Source organism: Embleya sp. NPDC025285, assembly GCF_055558835.1.
The window spans coordinates 28744-47480 of record NZ_JBVHLU010000056.1; the positions used below are offsets into that span (position 1 = coordinate 28744).

General features: G+C 72.2%; 16 protein-coding genes. 8 read left to right on the top strand and 8 right to left on the bottom strand.

Features of this window, described 5'->3' with window-relative positions; genetic code table 11:
• Nucleotides 1-22 precede the first annotated feature (22 nt).
• Entirely contained in the window at nt 23-1195 is a 1173-nt protein-coding gene (locus ACZ4FV_RS31355) for a dihydrodipicolinate synthase family protein (protein ID WP_395859138.1), read from the bottom strand.
• On the bottom strand, nt 1192-2364 hold the full coding sequence (locus tag ACZ4FV_RS31360; RefSeq protein ID WP_395859139.1) for a Gfo/Idh/MocA family protein: 1173 nt from the start codon (nt 2362-2364) through the stop codon (nt 1192-1194). Before ACZ4FV_RS31360 ends, ACZ4FV_RS31355 begins: the two co-directional genes overlap by 4 nt.
• A gap of 327 nt (nt 2365-2691) precedes the next feature.
• On the opposite strand from ACZ4FV_RS31360, the gene ACZ4FV_RS31365 reads away from it, so the two are divergent.
• Complete coding sequence (locus tag ACZ4FV_RS31365; protein ID WP_395859140.1) at nt 2692-3762, top strand: LacI family DNA-binding transcriptional regulator; 1071 nt, start codon at nt 2692-2694, stop codon at nt 3760-3762.
• Between the two features lie 186 nt (nt 3763-3948).
• On the opposite strand, the gene ACZ4FV_RS31370 is transcribed toward ACZ4FV_RS31365, so the two are convergent.
• Both ACZ4FV_RS31370 and ACZ4FV_RS31375 read right to left on the bottom strand, forming a co-directional pair.
• Nucleotides 3949-4455, bottom strand: coding sequence for a DinB family protein (locus ACZ4FV_RS31370; protein ID WP_402232426.1), 507 nt, complete (start codon nt 4453-4455; stop codon nt 3949-3951).
• Nucleotides 4456-4775: 320 nt separating this feature from the next.
• Nucleotides 4776-6053 (bottom strand): MFS transporter, encoded by a 1278-nt coding sequence (locus ACZ4FV_RS31375; protein ID WP_402232428.1) that lies wholly within the window; start codon nt 6051-6053, stop codon nt 4776-4778.
• 38 nt (nt 6054-6091) lie between these two features.
• Here ACZ4FV_RS31375 and ACZ4FV_RS31380 point away from each other — a divergent pair, with 38 nt between their 5' ends.
• Together ACZ4FV_RS31380 and ACZ4FV_RS31385 are read left to right on the top strand one after the other, a co-directional pair.
• The gene (locus ACZ4FV_RS31380) at nt 6092-6685 is read left to right on the top strand and encodes a CGNR zinc finger domain-containing protein (protein ID WP_402232430.1); all 594 of its coding nucleotides are present in this window, start codon (nt 6092-6094) and stop codon (nt 6683-6685) included.
• 84 nt (nt 6686-6769) lie between these two features.
• Nucleotides 6770-7633, top strand: a complete 864-nt coding sequence (locus ACZ4FV_RS31385) for a helix-turn-helix domain-containing protein (protein ID WP_395859144.1) — start codon at nt 6770-6772, stop codon at nt 7631-7633.
• 53 nt (nt 7634-7686) lie between these two features.
• Here ACZ4FV_RS31385 and ACZ4FV_RS31390 read toward each other — a convergent pair whose 3' ends face one another.
• Nucleotides 7687-8649 (bottom strand): GlxA family transcriptional regulator, encoded by a 963-nt coding sequence (locus ACZ4FV_RS31390; RefSeq protein ID WP_395859145.1) that lies wholly within the window; start codon nt 8647-8649, stop codon nt 7687-7689.
• Between the two features lie 70 nt (nt 8650-8719).
• Between ACZ4FV_RS31390 and ACZ4FV_RS31395 the strand changes: the two genes are divergently transcribed.
• A complete protein-coding gene (locus tag ACZ4FV_RS31395) occupies nt 8720-9169 on the top strand; it encodes a cupin domain-containing protein (RefSeq protein ID WP_395859146.1) in 450 nt (149 codons plus the stop codon).
• Between the two features lie 19 nt (nt 9170-9188).
• Here the strand turns inward: ACZ4FV_RS31395 and ACZ4FV_RS31400 are convergent, their stop codons facing one another.
• The gene (locus ACZ4FV_RS31400; RefSeq protein WP_395859147.1) at nt 9189-9992 is read right to left on the bottom strand and encodes a sugar phosphate isomerase/epimerase family protein; all 804 of its coding nucleotides are present in this window, start codon (nt 9990-9992) and stop codon (nt 9189-9191) included.
• A 288-nt stretch (nt 9993-10280) separates the two neighbouring features.
• Nucleotides 10281-10676, bottom strand: a complete 396-nt coding sequence (locus tag ACZ4FV_RS31405; RefSeq protein ID WP_395859148.1) for a DUF3224 domain-containing protein — start codon at nt 10674-10676, stop codon at nt 10281-10283.
• Nucleotides 10677-11275: 599 nt separating this feature from the next.
• Between ACZ4FV_RS31405 and helR the strand changes: the two genes are divergently transcribed.
• A complete protein-coding gene (helR, locus tag ACZ4FV_RS31410; RefSeq protein WP_395859328.1) occupies nt 11276-13435 on the top strand; it encodes an RNA polymerase recycling motor ATPase HelR in 2160 nt (719 codons plus the stop codon).
• Between the two features lie 101 nt (nt 13436-13536).
• On the opposite strand, the gene ACZ4FV_RS31415 is transcribed toward helR, so the two are convergent.
• Nucleotides 13537-14907 carry an MFS transporter gene (locus ACZ4FV_RS31415; RefSeq protein WP_402232435.1) on the bottom strand — a complete coding sequence of 457 codons (1371 nt, stop codon included), beginning with the start codon at nt 14905-14907 and terminating at the stop codon, nt 13537-13539.
• A 274-nt stretch (nt 14908-15181) separates the two neighbouring features.
• Between ACZ4FV_RS31415 and ACZ4FV_RS31420 the strand changes: the two genes are divergently transcribed.
• The 3 genes from ACZ4FV_RS31420 (at nt 15182) to ACZ4FV_RS31430 (ending at nt 18712) form a co-directional block, all read left to right on the top strand.
• Complete coding sequence (locus tag ACZ4FV_RS31420) at nt 15182-16204, top strand: LysR family transcriptional regulator (protein ID WP_402232437.1); 1023 nt, start codon at nt 15182-15184, stop codon at nt 16202-16204.
• A gap of 228 nt (nt 16205-16432) precedes the next feature.
• A complete protein-coding gene (gene glsA, locus ACZ4FV_RS31425; RefSeq protein ID WP_402232439.1) occupies nt 16433-17806 on the top strand; it encodes a glutaminase A in 1374 nt (457 codons plus the stop codon).
• Between the two features lie 408 nt (nt 17807-18214).
• Nucleotides 18215-18712, top strand: coding sequence for a cupin domain-containing protein (locus ACZ4FV_RS31430; RefSeq protein WP_331771250.1), 498 nt, complete (start codon nt 18215-18217; stop codon nt 18710-18712).
• The last annotated feature ends 25 nt before the right edge of the window (nt 18713-18737 follow it).

Consider the following 18737-nt stretch of genomic DNA (forward strand, 5'->3'; position numbering starts at 1 on the left):
CTCACGTCGGTGCTTCCGGGCCTCACGCGTCCACCCCCGCCACCGCGAGCAGCGCCCGCATCCGTGCGGCCGCCGCGTCGGCGTCCGGCAGCAGGCCCGCCGCGTCGGCGAGGCGATAGGCCTGGGCCAAGTGCGGTAGCGAGCGGGCCGATTGGGCACCGGCGACCATGGTGAAGGCGCTCTGGTGCCCGGTGAGCCAGGCGAGGAAGACGATGCCGGTCTTGTAGTGGTACGTGGGGGCGGCGAACAGGTGGCGCGACAGCGGGACCGTCGGCGCGAGGAGCGCGTCGTACCCGGCCGTGTCGCCCGCGTCCAGTGCGCGCAGCGCGCCGGCCGCGACCGGGGCGATCGCGTCGAAGATGCCGAGCAGGGCATGGCTGAAGTGCCGGTCGTCGCCCCGGATCAGCTCCGGATAGTGGAAGTCGTCGCCGGTGTACAGCCGTACGCCCGGCGGCAGTTCGGCGCGCAGCCGGATCTCGTGCTCGCGGTCGAGCAACGAGACCTTGACCCCGTCGACGCGGTCCGCGTGCTCGCGCACCAGTTCCAGGAACACCTCGGTCGCCGCGTTCACGTCGGCCGATCCCCAGTAGCCGGCCAGTGCCGGGTCGAACACCTCACCGAGCCAGTGCAGTACGACGGGGCGGCGCACCTGCCGCAGCAGCGTGTCGTACACCCGGCGATAGTCCTGGGCCCCGCGCGCGGCCGCGGCCAGTTGACGGCTCGCCATCAGCACGACCTTGGCGCCCGATTCCTCGACCGTCGCGATCTGTTCGGTGTAGGCCTCGACGACCTGATCGATGCTCAGGCGCGTCCCGGCGTGGTCGGTACCCGCGCCGCACGCGAGCAGGGCGTAGGGATCGCCGACCGTGGCGGCCTCGGCCGCGCTGCGTCGGATCAGTTCAGCGGTGGCCGACCAGTCCAGGCCCATGTTGCGTTGTGCGGTGTCCATCGCGTCCGCGACGGCGAAGCCGTGCGACCACAGGTGGTGACGGAAGGCGAGGGTGGCGTCCCAGTCCAACACGGCCGGTCGGCCCGGAGTGTTGTCCGCGAGCGGGTCGGCCACGACGTGCGCGGCGGCGTACGCGGTGCGGTCGCGGAAGGCCGCGCCGCCGGGGGCCGCGCCGAGGTAGTTCCCGGTCGGCTCGTACGGCTCCAGCGTGCCGGCGGCGGTGGGCAGCAACAGCCGGGCGGTCATGCGGACTTCCCGTCCAGCACCGGCAGTTCCACCCGGCGGCCCTCGGCCGAGGAGCGCAGTCCGCACTCGGCCAACTGCACGCCGCGCGCGCCGGCGAGGAAATCGAAGGCGAACGGCTCGTCCGAGACCACGTGCCGAACGAAGTCCTCCCACTGCACCTTGAAGCCGTTGTCGAAGCCGCCGTCACCCGTGTTGTCCGGCACCTCCTGCCACTGGTCGCGGAACGGCTCGGTGACCGGAAGGTCGGGATTCCACACCGGAGTCGGCGTTGCCGAGCGGTGCTGGACCCGGCAACGACGCAGCCCCGCGACCGCGCTGCCCTCGGTGCCGTCGACCTGGAACTCCACCAGTTCGTCACGGTTGACCCGCACCGCCCAGGACGAGTTGATCTGCGCGACGATCCCGCCCGCGAGCTCGAAGATGCCGTAGGCGGCGTCGTCGGCGGTCGCCGGGTACTCGCGCCCGCGCTCGTCCCATCGGGTGGGTATGTGTGTGACGGCCTTCGCGGTGACGGCCTCGACCCGGCCGAACAGGTTCTCCAGCACATAGGACCAGTGGCAGAACATGTCCACGACGATGCCGCCGCCGTCCTGGGCACGGTAGTTCCAGCTCGGCCGCTGTGCGGGCTGCCAGTCGCCCTCGAACACCCAGTAGCCGAACTCGCCGCGTACCGAGAGGATTCGGCCGAAGAAGCCGCCCTCGATCAGCCGGCGCAGCTTGAGCAGGCCGGGCAGGAACAGCTTGTCCTGCACGACGCCGTGCTTGACCCCGGCGGCGTCGGCGGCCCGGGCCAGGTCGAGTGCGCCGGTGAGCGTCTCGGCGGTCGGCTTCTCGGTGTACACGTGCTTGCCCGCCGCGATCGCCGCGTGGATCGCCTTCTCGCGCGCCGTGGTCACCTGCGCGTCGAAGTAGATCGTGTTGGCCGGGTCCGCCAACGCCGTATCCAAGTTCGTCGTCCACGCGCCGCTCAGGCCGTGCCGGTCGGCGATCGCGCGCAGCTTCTCCGCGTCCCGGCCCACCAGCACCGGTTCGAGCCGGACCCGGGATCCGTCGGCGAGCGCGACCCCGCCCTGGTCGCGGATGGCCAGGATCGAGCGGACCAGATGCTGGCGGTAGCCCATTCGGCCGGTGACGCCGTTCATCACGACGCCGAGGGTGTGGGTGGTCATGGGGGCCTCTCGGAAGCGGGGGTGAAGCGGGGCGGACAGGGACGAGCAGCGGCGCTACGACCGGAGCCGGGTGGGCCGTGTTCCGGCGAGCCGGATGCGGTCGGGTTCGGGTCGGACGCGGGTCACCCGAGCCCGACTGTGGGCTCGGCCGAGCCCGGGTGCGCCGATTTCTGCTGTGCTCTCGGTATCAAGTGTGGGAAAGCGCTTTCCCGTAAGTTAGAGCGAGGAGACGATGGGGTCAAGGGAACAAAGGCGTCATGCCGTCCATGAGTGGCCCTGGCGCCGGAACAGGTTGGGTATGCGCGTTCCGCTCGCTACTCTGGGCCCATGCCGACTCCGACCTCCGACGCGCCCGCGGCCCGCCCGGCGGGCCCCGTCACCCTCCAGCAGGTGGCCGAGCGCGCCGGGGTGTCCTCGGCCACCGCCTCCCGTGCCCTGCACGGCAGCAACGGCACCCGGATCGTGGGCGAGGAACTGCGCCGACGCGTCCTCGACGCGGCTCGCGAACTGCGCTACGTCTCCAACGCCCCCGCCCAGGCCCTGGCCCGTTCGACGACCACCGTGGTCGGCGTGGTCGTGCACGACGTGGCCGACCCCTATTTCGCCGCCATCGCGGCCGGCGCGATGGGCGTCGCCCGCGAGCACGGTCTGCTCGTGATGCTGGCAGCCACGTTCCGCGACCCCGAACTCGAACTCGACTACCTGGCCCGACTGCGTGCCCAACGCGCCCGTGCGGTGGTATTGGCCGGGAGCGGCTTCGCCGATCGCGACTTCACCCGGCGCCTGGCCACCGAGGTGGACGCCTACCGTGCCGACGGGGGCCACGTGGTCGCCGTCGGGGCGCACGGGATCGACTCGGACACGGTCCGCCCGGCCAACCGGGCCGGCGCCGCGCTCGCGGTGCGACACCTGTACGAGCTCGGCCACCGCCGGTTCGGCATCGTCTCGGGCCCGCGCGCGCTGACCAGCGTGCGCGACCGCCTGGACGGCGCCCGGCGGCAACTGCGCTCCCTGGGCGTGACGTTGCCCCCGACGCACGTGGTCGACGGCGGCTTCACCCGGGAGGAGGCCCGAGCCGCCACCCGCGCGCTGATGGCCCGCGCGCCCGAACCGACCGCGATCGTCGTCCTCAACGACGTGATGGCCGCCGGCGTGCTCAATGCGCTTCGCGACGACCTGGGCCTGCGCGTACCCGACCAGGTCTCGGTGGTCGGCTTCGACGACCTCCCCTTCGCCGCCGACCTCAACCCGCCACTGACCACGATCCGCCTGCCCCTCGCCGACATCGGCGCCCGCGCGATGGACATGATCCTCACCGGCCCGACCATCGACCCCCGCACCATCGACCTCGACGCGGAACTCGTGATCCGCGCCAGCACGGCAACGTCACCGCGCTAGCCCCTGTCCGGCGGCTCCTGGTGGGTCCGCGCCGCCTGGCACCGCGCCTCGGCGCACCGGAGAGGCAGCCGAATGGAACCACTGTGCGGCTGCTTCTCCGGCGCGCCGATGCACGGCATCCGCCCTTCGGGCTCCTCGCTGCGCTCACGACGCGGCCCGATCCACCAGGAGCCGCCGGACAGGGGGCTAGCCGCCGGTCGTGCCGTCGAGCATCTCGCGCAGGATGTCCAGGTGGCCGTTGTGGCGGGCCGTCTCCTCGGTGAGGTGCAGGAGGATCCAGCGCAGGTCGACATGGAGACCGTCGCGGATGGCTCCCTCGGCCCGGGTGTCCAGGCTGTTCCCGGCGACCGGTTCGCGGTAGCGGGCGCTCTGTTCGGCGTATTCGTCGAGCAACCGCGTGAGCGGGAAGTCGACGGCGATACGCATCTCGCGGTCGGGGTCCTCATCGGTCCAGGGACCCCGGTCCTCCTCGCCGAGGAAGACCACCTGGAACCAGTGGTACTCCACCCAGCGGAGGTGGTTGATCAATCCGCTCATGGTCATCAGCGGTGAGCCCGGCAGGAGCGCCTTGCGGGCGTTCTCCGCAGAGATGCCATCGCACTTGGCGCGGGCGGTGGCACGGGTGTAGTCGAGAAACGTGGTGAGCCGCGTGCGCTCGTCCCACGCGGGCGGCGTGTCGTCGATTCGGGTCATCGCGCGAAGCGTCCCCGATCACCGCGACCGATGTCGAGGTATTTGGCGGCGGGCCCAACCTGCGCCGGCCGGCTCCATGTCCGGCGGATCGCTACAGCGATTCAGCGCTGGTGAGCCGCCCGGCATGATCCGCCGGACGGGGCCCAGGCGTCACGACGATGTCGCCGCGGCCGGCGGACTCGTCCCTGCCGCGTCGGCCTCTCCCGCGCCCGTGCTGCCCGGGTGCCTCCTTTTCCGGCACGTCCATCCCGGAGCGGCGTTGCCGAGTGCGGCTCGTGGTGGGTCGGGGAGGGTTTTGCGGTGCGCTCCCGGTGCTTCGGTCAAGGTCCGATCCCGTCGCCGCGTCGCGGATCCGGCGCGTACGGGTCCGCGCGTGTCGTGTGGTCGGCGGGAGTCGGGCTCGCCTCGGCTGCCGGGTGCCCGCGGTTTTTCGGCGAGCGACGGATGGCGAACGTGAGGGCGGCCAGGGCCTGGCAACCGGCCGCCGCGTGGAGGGGGAGCGCGAGCGTCGGGGTGGTGAGGGGCCCGGTGAGGGCCGCGCCGAGGGCGAAGGCGGTGATCTTCAGGCCGGCGCCGATGGTGAAGATCCGGCCGCGCAGGTGGGCGGGGGCCTCGCGGTGGCGAATGGCGAACAGCGCGGCCAATTGCGGGCCTTCGCCGACACCGGCGAGCAGCATCGCGGCGATCAGCGCCACCGGCCGGCCGATCGTCGCGACGAGCAGCGCGGCGGCCAGGATCAGCGGCCCGCACCACATCACGGTGTCCGGACGCATCGTGTGGGGGTGGCGGGCGAGGAGCGTGTTGGTCGCGAGCGCCGAGGCCGCCACGACCGAGAGCAGGATCGTGCCGCGCGCCGGCGAGTCGAGCACCCGTTCGCCGAGCACGGGGCTGTACGCGATCAGGATGCCCTGGCCCACACAGGACCACATCGAGGCGGCGGTGGCCCGGGCCAGCGGCGGGGTGCGGGCGATGACGCGGAAGCCGGCCGCGACGTCGGTGCCGATCGACGTGGTCGGGCCCGCCCGTGCGGCGCGGCCCCGGGACGAGGGCAGGGTCCACGCCGCCGGCAGCGCGAGGCAGATCAGCGTGAGGGACACGATCACCCCGGCGTCGGCGCCGGCCACGCTCGCCACGAGGCCGGCCAGGGCCGGTCCGGTCAGGCTCGCCAGGTTGAAGGTCATCGCGTCGAACGCGGTCGCCCGGGGCAGGTCGGCGGCCGGGACGACGCGGGGCAACTGCGAGGTCCAGCCGCCGGCCAGGGCCGGTGCCAGGAGGCCCGCGCCCACCGCGATCAGCAGGGTGATCGCGAGCGGGACCAGGCCCAGCGTGGACAGGATCACCCCGAGCGCCACCGCGTAGCCGGCGAGCGCGGCGGTCAACAGCCGCCCCGGTCGGGCCGAGCGGTCGAGCAGGACGCCGAAGACCGGGCCGCCGAGCGCAGCCGACACGGTGACGGCCGCGAGCAGCGCCGACCCGGTGGCCGCCGACCCGGTGGCCGCGAGCCCGGCCAGGAGCAGGGCCGGCCCCGACATTTCGTCGCCCGTGCGCGCGGCGGCCGCTCCGGAGAGGTAGGACCACATTCCGTAACGCTTTGTCATGTCCGGCACGTTACGCAGGTAACTCAAACATCCACCAGATGCGTTACAGTCGTCCCGTGCCGCCATCGAACGACGAGCGATCCACCACCCGCCACTCGGTCCAGGCCGTGACCCGCCGAACGGTCGCCCTGGTCAACGCCCTCACGGCCGCCGAAGCGGCGACGGACCCCTCCCCGTCCCCGGCGGATATCGCGGAACTGCTGCGCGCGTACGGGGAGTCCGACCCCATCGACCTCACCGCGTCCGATGTCACCGACCTGCGCGCCGCCGCGATGCTGCTGCGCGAGGTCTTCACCGCCGAGGACGTCGACGCCGCCGCGGCCGCGCTCAATCGCCTGCTCCGGCGCGGCCGAGGCCCCCTCCGGCTCACCTCGCACGCCGGCCGCAGCCCGTGGCACCCGCACCTGGACGGCGACGACGACGCGCCCTGGGGCGAATGGTTCCTCGCCTCGGCCTGTCTGGCGCTGACCCTCCTGGTCTGGGACCGACAGCGCCCACCCGGCGGTGTCTGCGCGTCGAGCACCTGCGAGAACGTCTTCACCAACGAGGGCAGTGGCCCGCCCCGTCGCTACTGCTCCCGCCGCTGCGCGACCCGCGAACGGGTCGCGGCGCACCGACGTGCCAGGGCATAGCCCGCCGAGCCCACCCATCGGTCCCCGGGAGGGCCGTATCGTACGCACCGGCGCGAAGGTCCCCGACTTTGTGACAATCGAGGGGTGACACCAACACACCCGCTCGGAGAATTCCTGCAGGCCCGCCGCGCGCGCCTTCAGCCCGGCGACGTCGGGCTGCCCGCGGGCACCGGTCTGCGTCGCACCCAGGGCCTGCGCCGGGAGGAATTGGCCGCACTGGCGGGACTGAGCATCCAGTACTACACGCGCCTCGAGCAGGGCCGCGAGAACAATCCCGGCGGCACGATCCTGGACGGACTCGCCGCCGCGTTGCGCTTGAACGAAGAGGAACACGCGCATCTGTACGCGCTGGCCAACCACGCGGCCGAGCGCATGTCCGCCGGGGGCTCACCGGCGGATCGTGAGGTACGACCGGGCATCCACGCCCTGTTGGAGCGCGTCCGGCCCTGGCCCGCCTACCTGCTCACCCGCACCAGTGACATCCTGGCCGCCAACCCCGAGGCGTTCGTGCTCTTCCCCGGGTTGGCCGAGTGGGCGCCCGAGCGCCGCAACACCGTCCGCTATCTGTTCCTGCACCCGGCGTCGCGGGCGCTGTTCACCGACTGGGAACGGGTCGCGGCCGGCACCACCGCCCAACTGCGCTCGCTCCTGGCCGCCGACCCGAAGGATCCCGAACTGGCCGCGCTTGTCGACGAACTCGGTTCCGAAAGCCCGGAGTTCGCGTCCCGGTGGGAACGCTACGACGTCCGTCGGCGGCGCAGCGACCGGCAGACCTTCCGGCATCCGCGACTCGGCGGGATCACCCTCGCGTTCGAGGTGCTGCGGTTGGAGGGCGGCCGGCGCATCACCATGTACCAACCCGCGGAACCGGACGAGGCGGGCCGGCGAACCCTGTGCGAGTTGTCCCGCCTCGCGGCGAGGAACGACCCGCCGGGATCGCCCGGGTAGCCGCCGACGCGCGAGTGCCGGCCGGGTTGCATGCTTCCCCGAACCCGGTTGGTTCAGCGTGGTGTCCGGGTCTCGCCGAAGGTGCGCCGGTAGGCGCCGGGTGTGGTGCCGACGCGGGCGCGGAAGTGGCGGCGCAGGTTGACGGCGGTGGTGAGGCCGACGCGGCCGGCGATGGTCTCCACGGGCAGGTCGGTCTGTTCGAGCAGGATCCGGGCCGCGTCGACGCGTCGGCCGAGCAGCCATTGTCCGGGGCTGACGCCGAGCTGTTCGGCGAACCGGCGGGCCAGGGTCCGGCCGGACAGACCGGCCTGCTCGGCGAGTCGGTCCAGGGTCAGCGGGGTCTCCAGGCGATCCGCCGCCCAGTCGAGCAGTGGGGCCAACGATTCGTCGTTGCGGGTCGAGGTCGGGTGGGTCGCGTACTGGAGTTGGCTGCCCTCGCGGTGCGGCGGCAGCACCATGCTGCGGGCGACCTGTGCGGCGTACCAGGCACCGTGGTCGGTCCGGACCAGGTGTAGGCACAGGTCGATGCCCGCACCCGTGCCGGCGCTGGTGGCCACGTCGCCATGGTCCACGTAGAGCACGTCCGGGTCCACGACGACCTCGGGGAAGCCGGCGGCGAATTGTGCGGCCCGGCGCCAGTGCGTGGTGGCGCGGCGGCCGTCGAGCAGTCCGGCCCGGGCCAGGACGAAGGCGCCGGTACAGATCGCGACCATCCGCGCGCCTCGGCGGTGTGCGGCCCGCAGGGCGGCCAGAACCTCGACCGACACCTCGCCGCCCGGTGGCTGCCAGCCCGGCACGACCACGGTGTCCGCCTCGGTCAGGGCCTCCAGCCCACTCTCCACGACCAGCGCGTAGCCGATGGTCGTCGGCAGGGGGCCGGGGGACTGCGTACAGATCCGGAAGTCGTAGTGCGTCGGCAGATCCGGGCGCACGGTGCCGAAGACCTCGGCGGCGCAGGCCAACTCGAACGGCGACTGCGGCGGGTTCAGCACGGCCACGACCCGATGACGACGCATGGCAGGAATGTACCCATGGAAGTCTTTTCCGACACTGTCCGGGCGAGTGGCCCCGGACCAGAGTGGACGCATGAGCGAGATCGAGACCTCGAACCACGAGACCGAGACCCCGAACCACACCGAGAACCCGTCCGGGACCGGGTACCGTGCCGAGACTGGCGCGGAGACCGCGACCCGGACCGGGATCGAGCACCCGACCGTCCCGAAATCCGCCGTGCACGTGGACGACGTCATCCCGATCGACGTGGCCCCAGGGATCGTCCGACGCCGCCTGGCGGGCACCGAGTACGCCCGCGGCTGGCTGATCGACTTCGCCCCGGGGACGGAATGGCCCGAGGTGGACGTGCACACCACCGAGGAGCGCTACTACGTCCTCAGCGGCGAGGTGATCGAGGGCTCCGAGCGCCATCCCGCCGGCACCTATGTGGTCTTCGCGCCGGGCAGCCGCCACCGTCCCCGCAGCGAAACCGGCGCCCGCATGCTGGGCATCTCGATGACCCCCGGATCGACGGCCCGATGACCGGGCCCGGTCGACCGGCCTACCGGGGAGAGCCGAATCGGGCCACCCAGTCGGCGGCGCCCGGGAGCGCCTCTTCCAGGGAGACGGCCTCCGGGTACCAGGCCTTCTCCCACTCCAGGGAGACCCAGCCGTGCCAATCGTGTCCGCGCAGCGTGGTTCCGATGGTGGTGAGGGGCACCGTGCCGGTGCCCAGGGGGACCGGTGCGGTGTCGGTGGCGGATGCGGCGTCCTTGATCTGCACGTAGCGCAGCAGGCCGGCCAGGGCGTCGGCCGTGTCGGCGGGGTCCTCGCCGTGTCGCCACGGGTGCAACGCGTCCCAGATCACCCCGACCGTGCCGCCGAACGGTCGCACCAGGTCCGCCACCGCCGCGCCGGTGGGGTGCGAGTCGTGGGTTTCCACGAGCAGGGTCACGCCGCGGGCGGTGGCCTCCGGGAGCAGGACCGCCAGGCGGCGTTCGGCGCGTGCGGCGTCGCCCTCGCCGGTGCCGCCCGGGAAGATCCGGATGGCGGGCGCGGCCAGGTCGTGGGCCAGGTCGAGGAGACGGTGGATCGTGGAGAGCACGATCGGGTCGGGCGTGGGTGCGCAGATGCCGGCGTAGCCGGCCAGGCAGGGTACCTCGAGGTCGGCGTCGGCGATTCGCTCGCGGATCGCCCGACGTTCGCCGGCGGGGAGGTCCAGATTGACGAACTCGTCCTGGTGTACCCGTAGTTCCAGACCCGTGCAGCCGTGTCGGATGGCTCGGACGACGTGCTCGTGGACCGGCCGGCCGGGGGCGCCGAGTGTGCTGAACGCCCACTTGCGACGACGCTCGGGTGTGCTCACGTGTCCTCGACTCTCTTGCCCGGCGCGCTTCCCGGCCGGCCTGGTCCCGTCAGCCCTGTCAATCCCGTCGGTTCCGTCAATCCCGTCGGTTCGGTCGACTCCGCCGGTCCCGGCCGTCCTGCCGGGAGCGTCCGGTGGGGCGGGCACGCCGGGTATGGAAAGCGCTTTCCGATTCGGAGGTTAGATCGCCGCCGGTCGCCGGTCAAGATCGGTCGCGGTGCGTGTCCCGCCATCGGAGACGACGCGGGGCGACCGGGCTCGGGTCGATCCGGCGCGAGGCGCCCTCGCTCAGCCGAGCGTGTGGTGCAGGACATAGGTGTGGCCGCCGTCGTCCGTCCGGACGATGTCGAGCGTGCCGCCGATCCCGACGAGCTCGTCCGTACCGGTACCCGCGACCACCTGGATGGCCAACTGTTCGCCGTTGCTGCCCGGTGCGCTGTGTTGGAGGACGAAGGAGCCCTTGCGCCCGGCCAGTTCGCCGGTGAAGCGCTCCACGGCGACGTACGCGGCGGGGGTGCCGTCGAGGTCGGTCACCGAGAACATGTGTACCGTGCCGGTGCCGACCAGGTCGCCGGTGAAGGTCTTGGTGATCCGAACCCGGCCGAGCTCGGCGCCCGGTGCCTCGTCGACCGCCTCCGGCTCGAACGAGGTGAGCTCGAATGTCCCGTGAGCCGCCGTAGTCATCGCGCCACCTTCGTCATCTCGATCGGCATGTCGCGACGCAGCCTTGCACACCGCACCGACGACGGGACGACACCCACGCGGCGTGTCCACGAACCCGGGGCCGTCCGCACCGCGCCGTAGCCCCACCGCTTCGCTGCTTCGCGCGGGAGGTCCGTCCGCGACGCATGAAAAAAGGCGAGGGAACACGCTCTCCTCGCCATGTACAACATATAGCGCACCGGGGGCCTTGCGGCAAGGCCCCGGTCGTACCGCAGAATCATCGACCTGAGCCGGAACTTGGGCCGTCATCTGCGGAAATGGGAGATTCACGAAGTGCGTGTGTTGTTGTCGACGGATGGGTCGCGGGGGGACGTCGAAGCGGCGGTGGCACTCGCCACGCGGTTGCGGGACCCGGGCCCCGAGGTGCGGGTGTGCGCGTCTGCGGACCTCTCGGAGCCACCGCTCGCCGCGATCAGCCGGGACGGGTCGCCCGTATCCGCGTAACCACTCGGATCCTCGGGCCGGAACCCCCAACCACCGGGTCCGCCACGACGGTCCGAACGCCCTGCCGCGCGCCGTGGTCGCAAGTGACCGCAGATCGGAGCTTTGCCGTGCAATCCCTGAACTCCCTGACCACCACCAGCGCCTTCGACCTCCCCGAGCGCGTCTCCGCCAAGGCCGACCCGTCGCTGATCGCCGGCGACGAGCAGCACTTCGCGGCCATCGCGGAGTGTCTCGACCAGTCGATCGCCGAGCTGTCCGACCGCCTGGACGCCGCGCGCAAGTCGCCCGGCGGCAAGGGTCGGCAGGCGATGGACCGGGACATCGAGATCCACCGGCTGACCACCCGCCTGCGCGCACTGCGTCGCTTCGGTCTGGACCTGTGCCTGGGACACATGGTCGGCACGGACGACTCCGAGCCCGTGTACGTCGGACGACTCGGCCTGACCGACAGCGCGGGTCGCCGACTGCTGATCGACTGGCGCACCCCCGCGGCCGAGCCGTTCTTCGGAGCCACCCACGGCAACCCGATGGGTCTGGCCGGCCGCCGCCGGTATCGCTGGACCCGCGGCCGGATCAGCGACTACTGGGACGAGGTGTTCGACCCGGACGAGATCGCCGGGCACGCCGCGCTCGACGACCAGTCCGCCTTCATCGCGAGTCTGGGCGGCAACCGGTCGAGTCGGATGCGGGACGTGCTCGGCACCATCCAGGCCGATCAGGACGCCATCATCCGCGCCGGATCGCGCGGCGCCCTCGTCGTCGACGGCGGTCCGGGTACCGGGAAGACCGTCGTCGCCCTGCACCGCTCCGCCTACCTCCTGTACTCCGACCCACACCTGGGTCACCGCCGGGGCGGCGTGCTGGTCGTCGGTCCGCACCAGCCCTACCTGGGCTATGTCGCCGACGTCCTGCCCAGCCTCGGCGAGGAGGGCGTCCAGACCTGCACCCTGCGGGACCTCGTCGCCGAGGGAGCCGGGGCAGCGGTCGAAGCCGACCCGGAGGTGGCCCGGTTGAAGTCGTCCGCGGATTTGGTGAAGGCGATCGAGGCGGCCGTCCGGTTCTACGAGGAACGCCCGACCAAGGGCATGACGATCACGACCCACTGGTCCGACGTCCGGCTGACCGCCGCCGACTGGGCCGAGGCGTTCGAGGCGGCGGAACCCGGTATGCCGCACAACGAGGCGCGCGAGCGGATCTGGGAGGAGTTGCTCACGATCCTGGTGGACAAGCACGACGACGAGGACGAGGACGTCTCGGTCGACCTGCTGCGCAGGTCCCTGCGACAGAATCGGGAACTGCTCACGGCCTTCAACGGCGCGTGGCCGCTGCTGGAAGCGTCCGACCTGGTCGGGGACCTGTGGTCGGTACCCGCCTACCTGCGGATGTGCGCGCCCTGGCTGAGTCCCGGGGAGGTGCGCAGGTTGCAGCGTGCGGACGCCCAGGCCTGGACGGTGTCCGACCTGCCCCTCCTGGACGTGGCACGGCAGCGGCTCGGCGACCCGGAGGCGGCCCGGCGCAAGCGTCGGCAGGACGCCGCCGTCGCCGCGGAGCGCAAGCGCATGGACGACGTCGTCGACGCCCTGCTCGAAGCCGACGACGACGGTGAGGGTGTGGTGACGATGCTGCGCGGAGAGGATCTCCAGCACTCCCTGATCGACGAGAGCGCACGGTCCGGCGTCGAACCGGATCTGCTCGCCGGGCCGTTCGCGCACATCGTCGTGGACGAGGCGCAGGAACTGACCGACGCGGAGTGGCAGATGTTGCTGCTGCGCTGCCCGTCCCGGAGCTTCACCATCGTCGGCGACCGCGCCCAGGCCAGGCACGGGTTCACCGAGTCGTGGCAGGAACGGCTGGAGCGGGTCGGGCTCGACCGGATCAACCTGGCCTCGCTGAGCATCAACTACCGGACGCCGGAGGAGATCATGACGGAGGCGGAGCCGGTCATCCGGGCCGTGCTGCCGGACGCCAACGTGCCGACCTCCATCCGCAGCGCCGGCGTCCCCGTGCGGTACGGATCCACCGCGGAGCTGTCTTCGATCCTCGACGCGTGGCTCGCCGAGCACGCCGAGGGCATCGCCTGCGTCATCGGCGATCCCACCTTCCGGCCGACGTCCCGCGTGCGGTCGTCGACCCCGGAGTTGTCGAAGGGACTCGAGTTCGACCTGGTCGTCCTGATCGACCCGGAGACGTTCGGCGAGGGCGTCGAAGGAGCGGTCGACCGCTATGTCGCGATGACCAGGGCGACCCGGCAACTCGTCATCCTGACCGGCTCGTGACGCCACGACCGTCGACCGGGGGGACGCCGTGCGCGCGGCGTCCCGCCGGCCCGGTCGGCCGTGGAGGTTCCATCGGCGTGGCCTCGGCCCGCCGACCACGGTCAGCGGCGGCCCACCACGACGGCCATCGCCGCGCACAGGACGCCCGGCAGGAGCAGCGCGTAGGCCAGGTCGGCCTCGGCTGCCGTGGTGTCGACGCTGACGAAGGCGCCCATCGAGGCGACGCCGATGGTCGCGCCGATCTGGCGGACCGCGTTGAGCAGGCCGCCCGCCGCGCCCGCCGTACCCTCGGGCGCCGTGCCGATCACGGTGGTGACCAGGGCGGGAAGCGCGAAGGAGACGCCGAAGCCGGTGCACACCAGTCCGATCGCCAGGACCGGATAGGCCGAGCCGGTGTGCACCGCCACGGTGAACACGACGCTGCCGGCGGTCAGCAGGCCCAGACCGGCGAGCATCGGTACCCGCGGCCCCGACCGGGCCACGATCCGGCCGGTGAGCAGTGGGTTGACCGCGAACGGCAGGGTCATCGGCAGGAACGCCACGCCGGTCCGCAGCGGTGACATGTGCAGGTTCTGTCGGAACAGCAACGGCAGTACGAACAGCAGCCCGGTCATCGCGAAGTTGACCGCCGCGCCCGCGAGCAGCGCCGACACCGTGCCGCGCGAACGCAGGATCGCCCGGGCCAGGACCGGATGGGCGCTGCGCCGCTCGGACCGGACGAACCACAGCCCGGCCAGGACCGCACCCGCGCCCGACCAAGCCGCGTGCGTCGCGGTGCCGGAGCCGACCGCGATCAGCGCGTCGGTGGCCAGACCCAGGGCCGCGCACGCCGCGAACTGGGAGGTCCAGTCGATTGCTCGTACGCCACGCGGGCACCGCACCCCCGCCCCGGCGGTCAGCGCCAGGGTGAGCGCGGCCAGGGGCGCGTTGATCAGGAAGATGGCGCGCCAACCGAAGCCGTCGACGAGCAGACCGCCGGCGATCGGCCCGACGGCGAGCGCCGCTCCGCTGAGCGCGGCCCAGAGCGCGACCGCCTTGGCCCGTTCGGAGGGCACCGGGTACAGCACGGTGACCATCGCCATCGACGCCGGAACGCACGCGGCGGCGGCCACGCCGAGCAGTCCGCGCAGCGCCACCAGGGTCCACAGGTCCGGTGCGCACGCGCTGAGCAGCGAGCCGAGACCGAACCCGACGATGCCGACCCGGAACGCCCGATGCGCCCCGAACCGGTCGGCCACCGCGCCCGCCGTCAACAACAGCGCGCCGAACACGACGGTGTATCCGGACACCACCCACTGCAGTCCGGCCACCGAACCGCCCAACGACCGAGCCAGATCCGGCTCGGCCACGGACAACACGGTCAGGTCGAGCAGCACCATGAAGTAGCCGAGCGAGATGCCGAGCAGGGCGACGGTACGCGCGCGCGACGTCGGCGCGGGCGGGGTGGACGGGGGTGAATCGACAACAGCCATCGGGACTTCTCCAGGAACGGGACGGTGAGCGGGACCGGTGAGCGACCCGCGGGCGAGGCCGGCGATCGACACGGACGAGCGGGGGACGGATGAGCGCGGCCGGGGCGCCGGCGCCCCGACGGCCGGGCGGTCGTGAAGGCGGCGGCACCGATACGCGACGCCGTCGGCGGCGGATCGACGGGAACCACTCTGCGACCGAAGCCGATTCGGCTCGACCGGCCGAGTCGTACGCCCCGTTCGGAATATCCGAACGCTCCGGCGAGGTTGCCAAGGCATGGAACTTCGCCGGCTCCGCACGTTCGAGACGATCACCCGAACCGGTACCGTCACCGCCGCGGCCAACGAGCTCGGCATCGCGCCCTCGTCGGTGTCCGAGCAGATCCGGGTCCTGGAGAAGTCGGTGGGCGTCACGCTGTTCGAGCGAGGCCCCAGGGGCATGACGCTCACCTCGGCCGGCGAACGCATGCGGGACTGGGCGCGTCGCCTGCTCGACCAGGCGGAACAGGCCCGCCGCGAGGTGGCCGAAGCGGCCCCGCCGTTGCGCCTGGGCGCGCTGGAGAGCATCGCCGCGACGCATGTGCCCTCGGTGCTGGCCCGGCTCGCCGCCCGCCGGCCCGACCTGCGGGTCCAGGTCGCCGCGGACGGTAATCGCGACGATCTGCTGGCCGCCGTCGTCGCCGGGCGACTGGATGCGGCGTTGCTCCTGGACACCGGCGCTCGGCTCGGCGAACTGGGCTTCGAACCGCCGCCGACCGCACTCGCGTTCGTCGACCTGGAGCCGATCGGTCTGACCCTGGTCGCCGCGCCCGACCACCCCCTCGGGGACCGGGCCCGGATCACCGGCGACGACCTGCGCGGACATCGACTTCTGGTCAATGTGGCGGCCTGTTCGTTCCGGCTGGCCGGCGATCGACTCCTGGGCACCGGGGTGGAGCAGGTTCGGGTCGGCAGTGTCGCGGTCATCCGCGCGTGGGCCGAACAGGGCCTGGGCGTGGCCTTGTTGCCGACCTTCGCGGTCGCCGACCAACTCGCGTCCGGCAAACTGATCCGACTCGCCCTGGACGCGCCCGACCTGACGCTGCGTCTGGTTTGGCGCCCCGACCGCGAATCCGTTCCCGGCCTGCGCGAAGTCCTGTATGCGGCAGCCTCCCCGGCGCAGACGGCCGGATCCCGTGCGCCGACTGCCGAAACCCCTGCGCCGGCCCCCGTCGCCGCGCCCACCGCGCCGGCCGCCGTACCCGCACCGGCACCGGCACCGGCACCCACACCCACCGTCGCGCCGCCCGCGAGGCGCTGACCCGTTCCGTCGCGCCCCTCGCGCCCTCGGACCGCGCCCGCCGGCATCCGCGCGCGCCCACCGCCGACCAGGCGTTTACGCCCGACACCGATAGGTGACTCTCCGTTACACGCTGATCTCGACCCGCGATCGGGTCGAAGAGCGCCGTGGGTGGCCTCGGGCTGACGGAGGGGAGCGGACGGTGCGAGGAAGTGCGGGGTTTCGGTCGGGGAGCGATGGGTCGACGCCATGGACCCGGTGACCGCGTCGATGATCGAGATCCACGATCGGCTGAGCTCGCTGACCGACGGCGAGGTCGCCGACTACATCCCGCAGTTGGCCTCGGCCGATCCCGGGACGTTCGGGCTGGCCCTGGTCAGCATGTCCGGCAACCGCTACCTCGCGGGCGATACCGACGAGCCGTTCAGCATCCAGTCGGTGTCCAAGCCGTTCGTCTACGCGCTCGCGCTGTCCGAGCTGGGCCCGGCCGAGGTGGCCCGTCGGGTCGGCGCCGAACCCAGCGGGGAGGCGTTCAACGCGATCAGCCTCGAACCCGGCACCGGCCGACCGGCCAACCCGATGGTGAACGCCGGCGCGATCGTGACCACGTCCCTGGTGCCGGCGGCCGACCCGGAGGACCGCTTCGAGCGGATCCGGGCGTGCCTGTCCGCGTTCGCGGGCCGACCCTTGGACGTCGACGAGGACGTCTACCGCTCCGAGGTGGACACCGGGGACCGCAACCGGGCCTTGGCCTACCTGATGCGCGGCGCGGGATCGTTGTCCGGCGACGTGGACGAGACCGTGCGCACGTATTTCCGCCAGTGCTCGATCCGGGTCCGGGTGGCGGATCTCGCGGTGATGGCCGCGACGCTGGCCGACGGCGGCGTCAATCCGGTCACCGGCGACCGGGTGGTCGCCGAGTCGGTGGCGGTTCGCGCGCTCGCGGTGATGGCCACCTGCGGGATGTACGACACCGCGGGCGAATGGCTGCTGCGGGTGGGGCTGCCCGCCAAGAGCGGGGTGTCCGGCGGTCTGATCGCGTGCAGTCCCGCCCGCTTCGGGATCGCCGTGCACAGCCCGCCGCTGGATCGCGCGGGCAACCCGGTACGCGGTGTGGTCGCGCTCACCGAGCTCTCCGAACGCTTCGGCTTGCACCTGATGCACCAACCGGGTCGGCACGCCGCGACCGTCACCGACGTCACCACCGCACTCGACCACCCCTCCCATCGGGCCCGCACCCCGGCGCAGCGCGCCACGTTGGACCGCGAGGGACATCGCATCGTGGTCATTCGGGCGCAGGGGATCCTGGAGTTCACCGAGACGGAGCACCTGCTGCACGCGCTGCGCGAGTACACGCCGCCCGCCCCGGGCTGGATCGTGCTGGACCTGGACCGGGTCACCCGGATGGCCGTCGGCTCGGCGGCCATGCTCGACGCCACCCTGGCCGACCTCGCCTCCGCCGGTCACGAGATCGCCATCGCCGCCCGCGAGCCGCTGCTGGATCCGATCGGCGACGACGGCGACCCGGTGCCGTGGACCCCGTTCCGCAGCGGTGCGGAGGCGGTGGCCTGGTCCGAGGACCGGTTGCTGGCGTCGGCGGCACCGGCCGGATCCTCCGAGTGAGACGGGCCCACCGGGCCGTCGACGATGCCGGTCCCGGCCCGTCTCGCGCTATCGCGGGGCCTATGCGTTCTCGGGCGATTCGTACGTGCCGCAGGTGGGCCCGCCCGTGCGCTCGTACGAGTCGACCACCACGCCGGCTCCGGTGGTGCGCGAGCCGGTGAGGGCGAACGCGGTCGGCAATGGCAGTGCCCTTCGTGGTTTCCGAGCCGTCGCATGCTTCGATTTCCGATCGGCCGGAAACTCATCGGTGTGGGGGATCCCCGCGAGCTTCCCGTCGCGATCCCGAGTCACCCGCCCGGAGCCCCGGGCACAGGATCCGATGCACGACCCGCACGTCCTGCCTCACACGTCACACCGCACACCTCGAACCTCGTTTCGAACATGTCGATCCCATGAGGAGTCCCGGCAATGTCCTACCCGACCTATCCCGAAGTCCGGTACCACGACGAGGGCGGCGACGTCAGCGCCCGTTTCCGGCCGGCCGAGCACCCGCCCGAACTGACCACGGCCGGCGCGAGCTACCACTACCTGGCCACGACCGAGTCCACGGACGGCGAGTTCGGTCTGTATCGGGTGGACATGCACGCGGTGCCCAGCGGCCCGGGCACGCACTTCCACCGGACCATCTCCGAGTCGTTCTTCGTGCTGTCCGGCACGATCCGGCTGTTCGACGGCGAGGCGTGGCGCGACGCCAAGGCCGGAGACTTCCTGTACGTGCCGGTCGGCGGCCTGCACGCGTTCCGCAACGAGTCCGGCGAGCCGGCCTCGATGCTGCTCCAGTTCGCGCCCGGTGCGCCGCGCGAGGCCTACTTCGAGGGCATTCCGGAACTGGAACACCTCACCGACAAGGAGCGCGCGCAGTTCTTCCTGCGGCACGACAACCACTGGGTGGACCTCGGAGGGTAGTTCGACCCGGCGACGAACCGCCCAC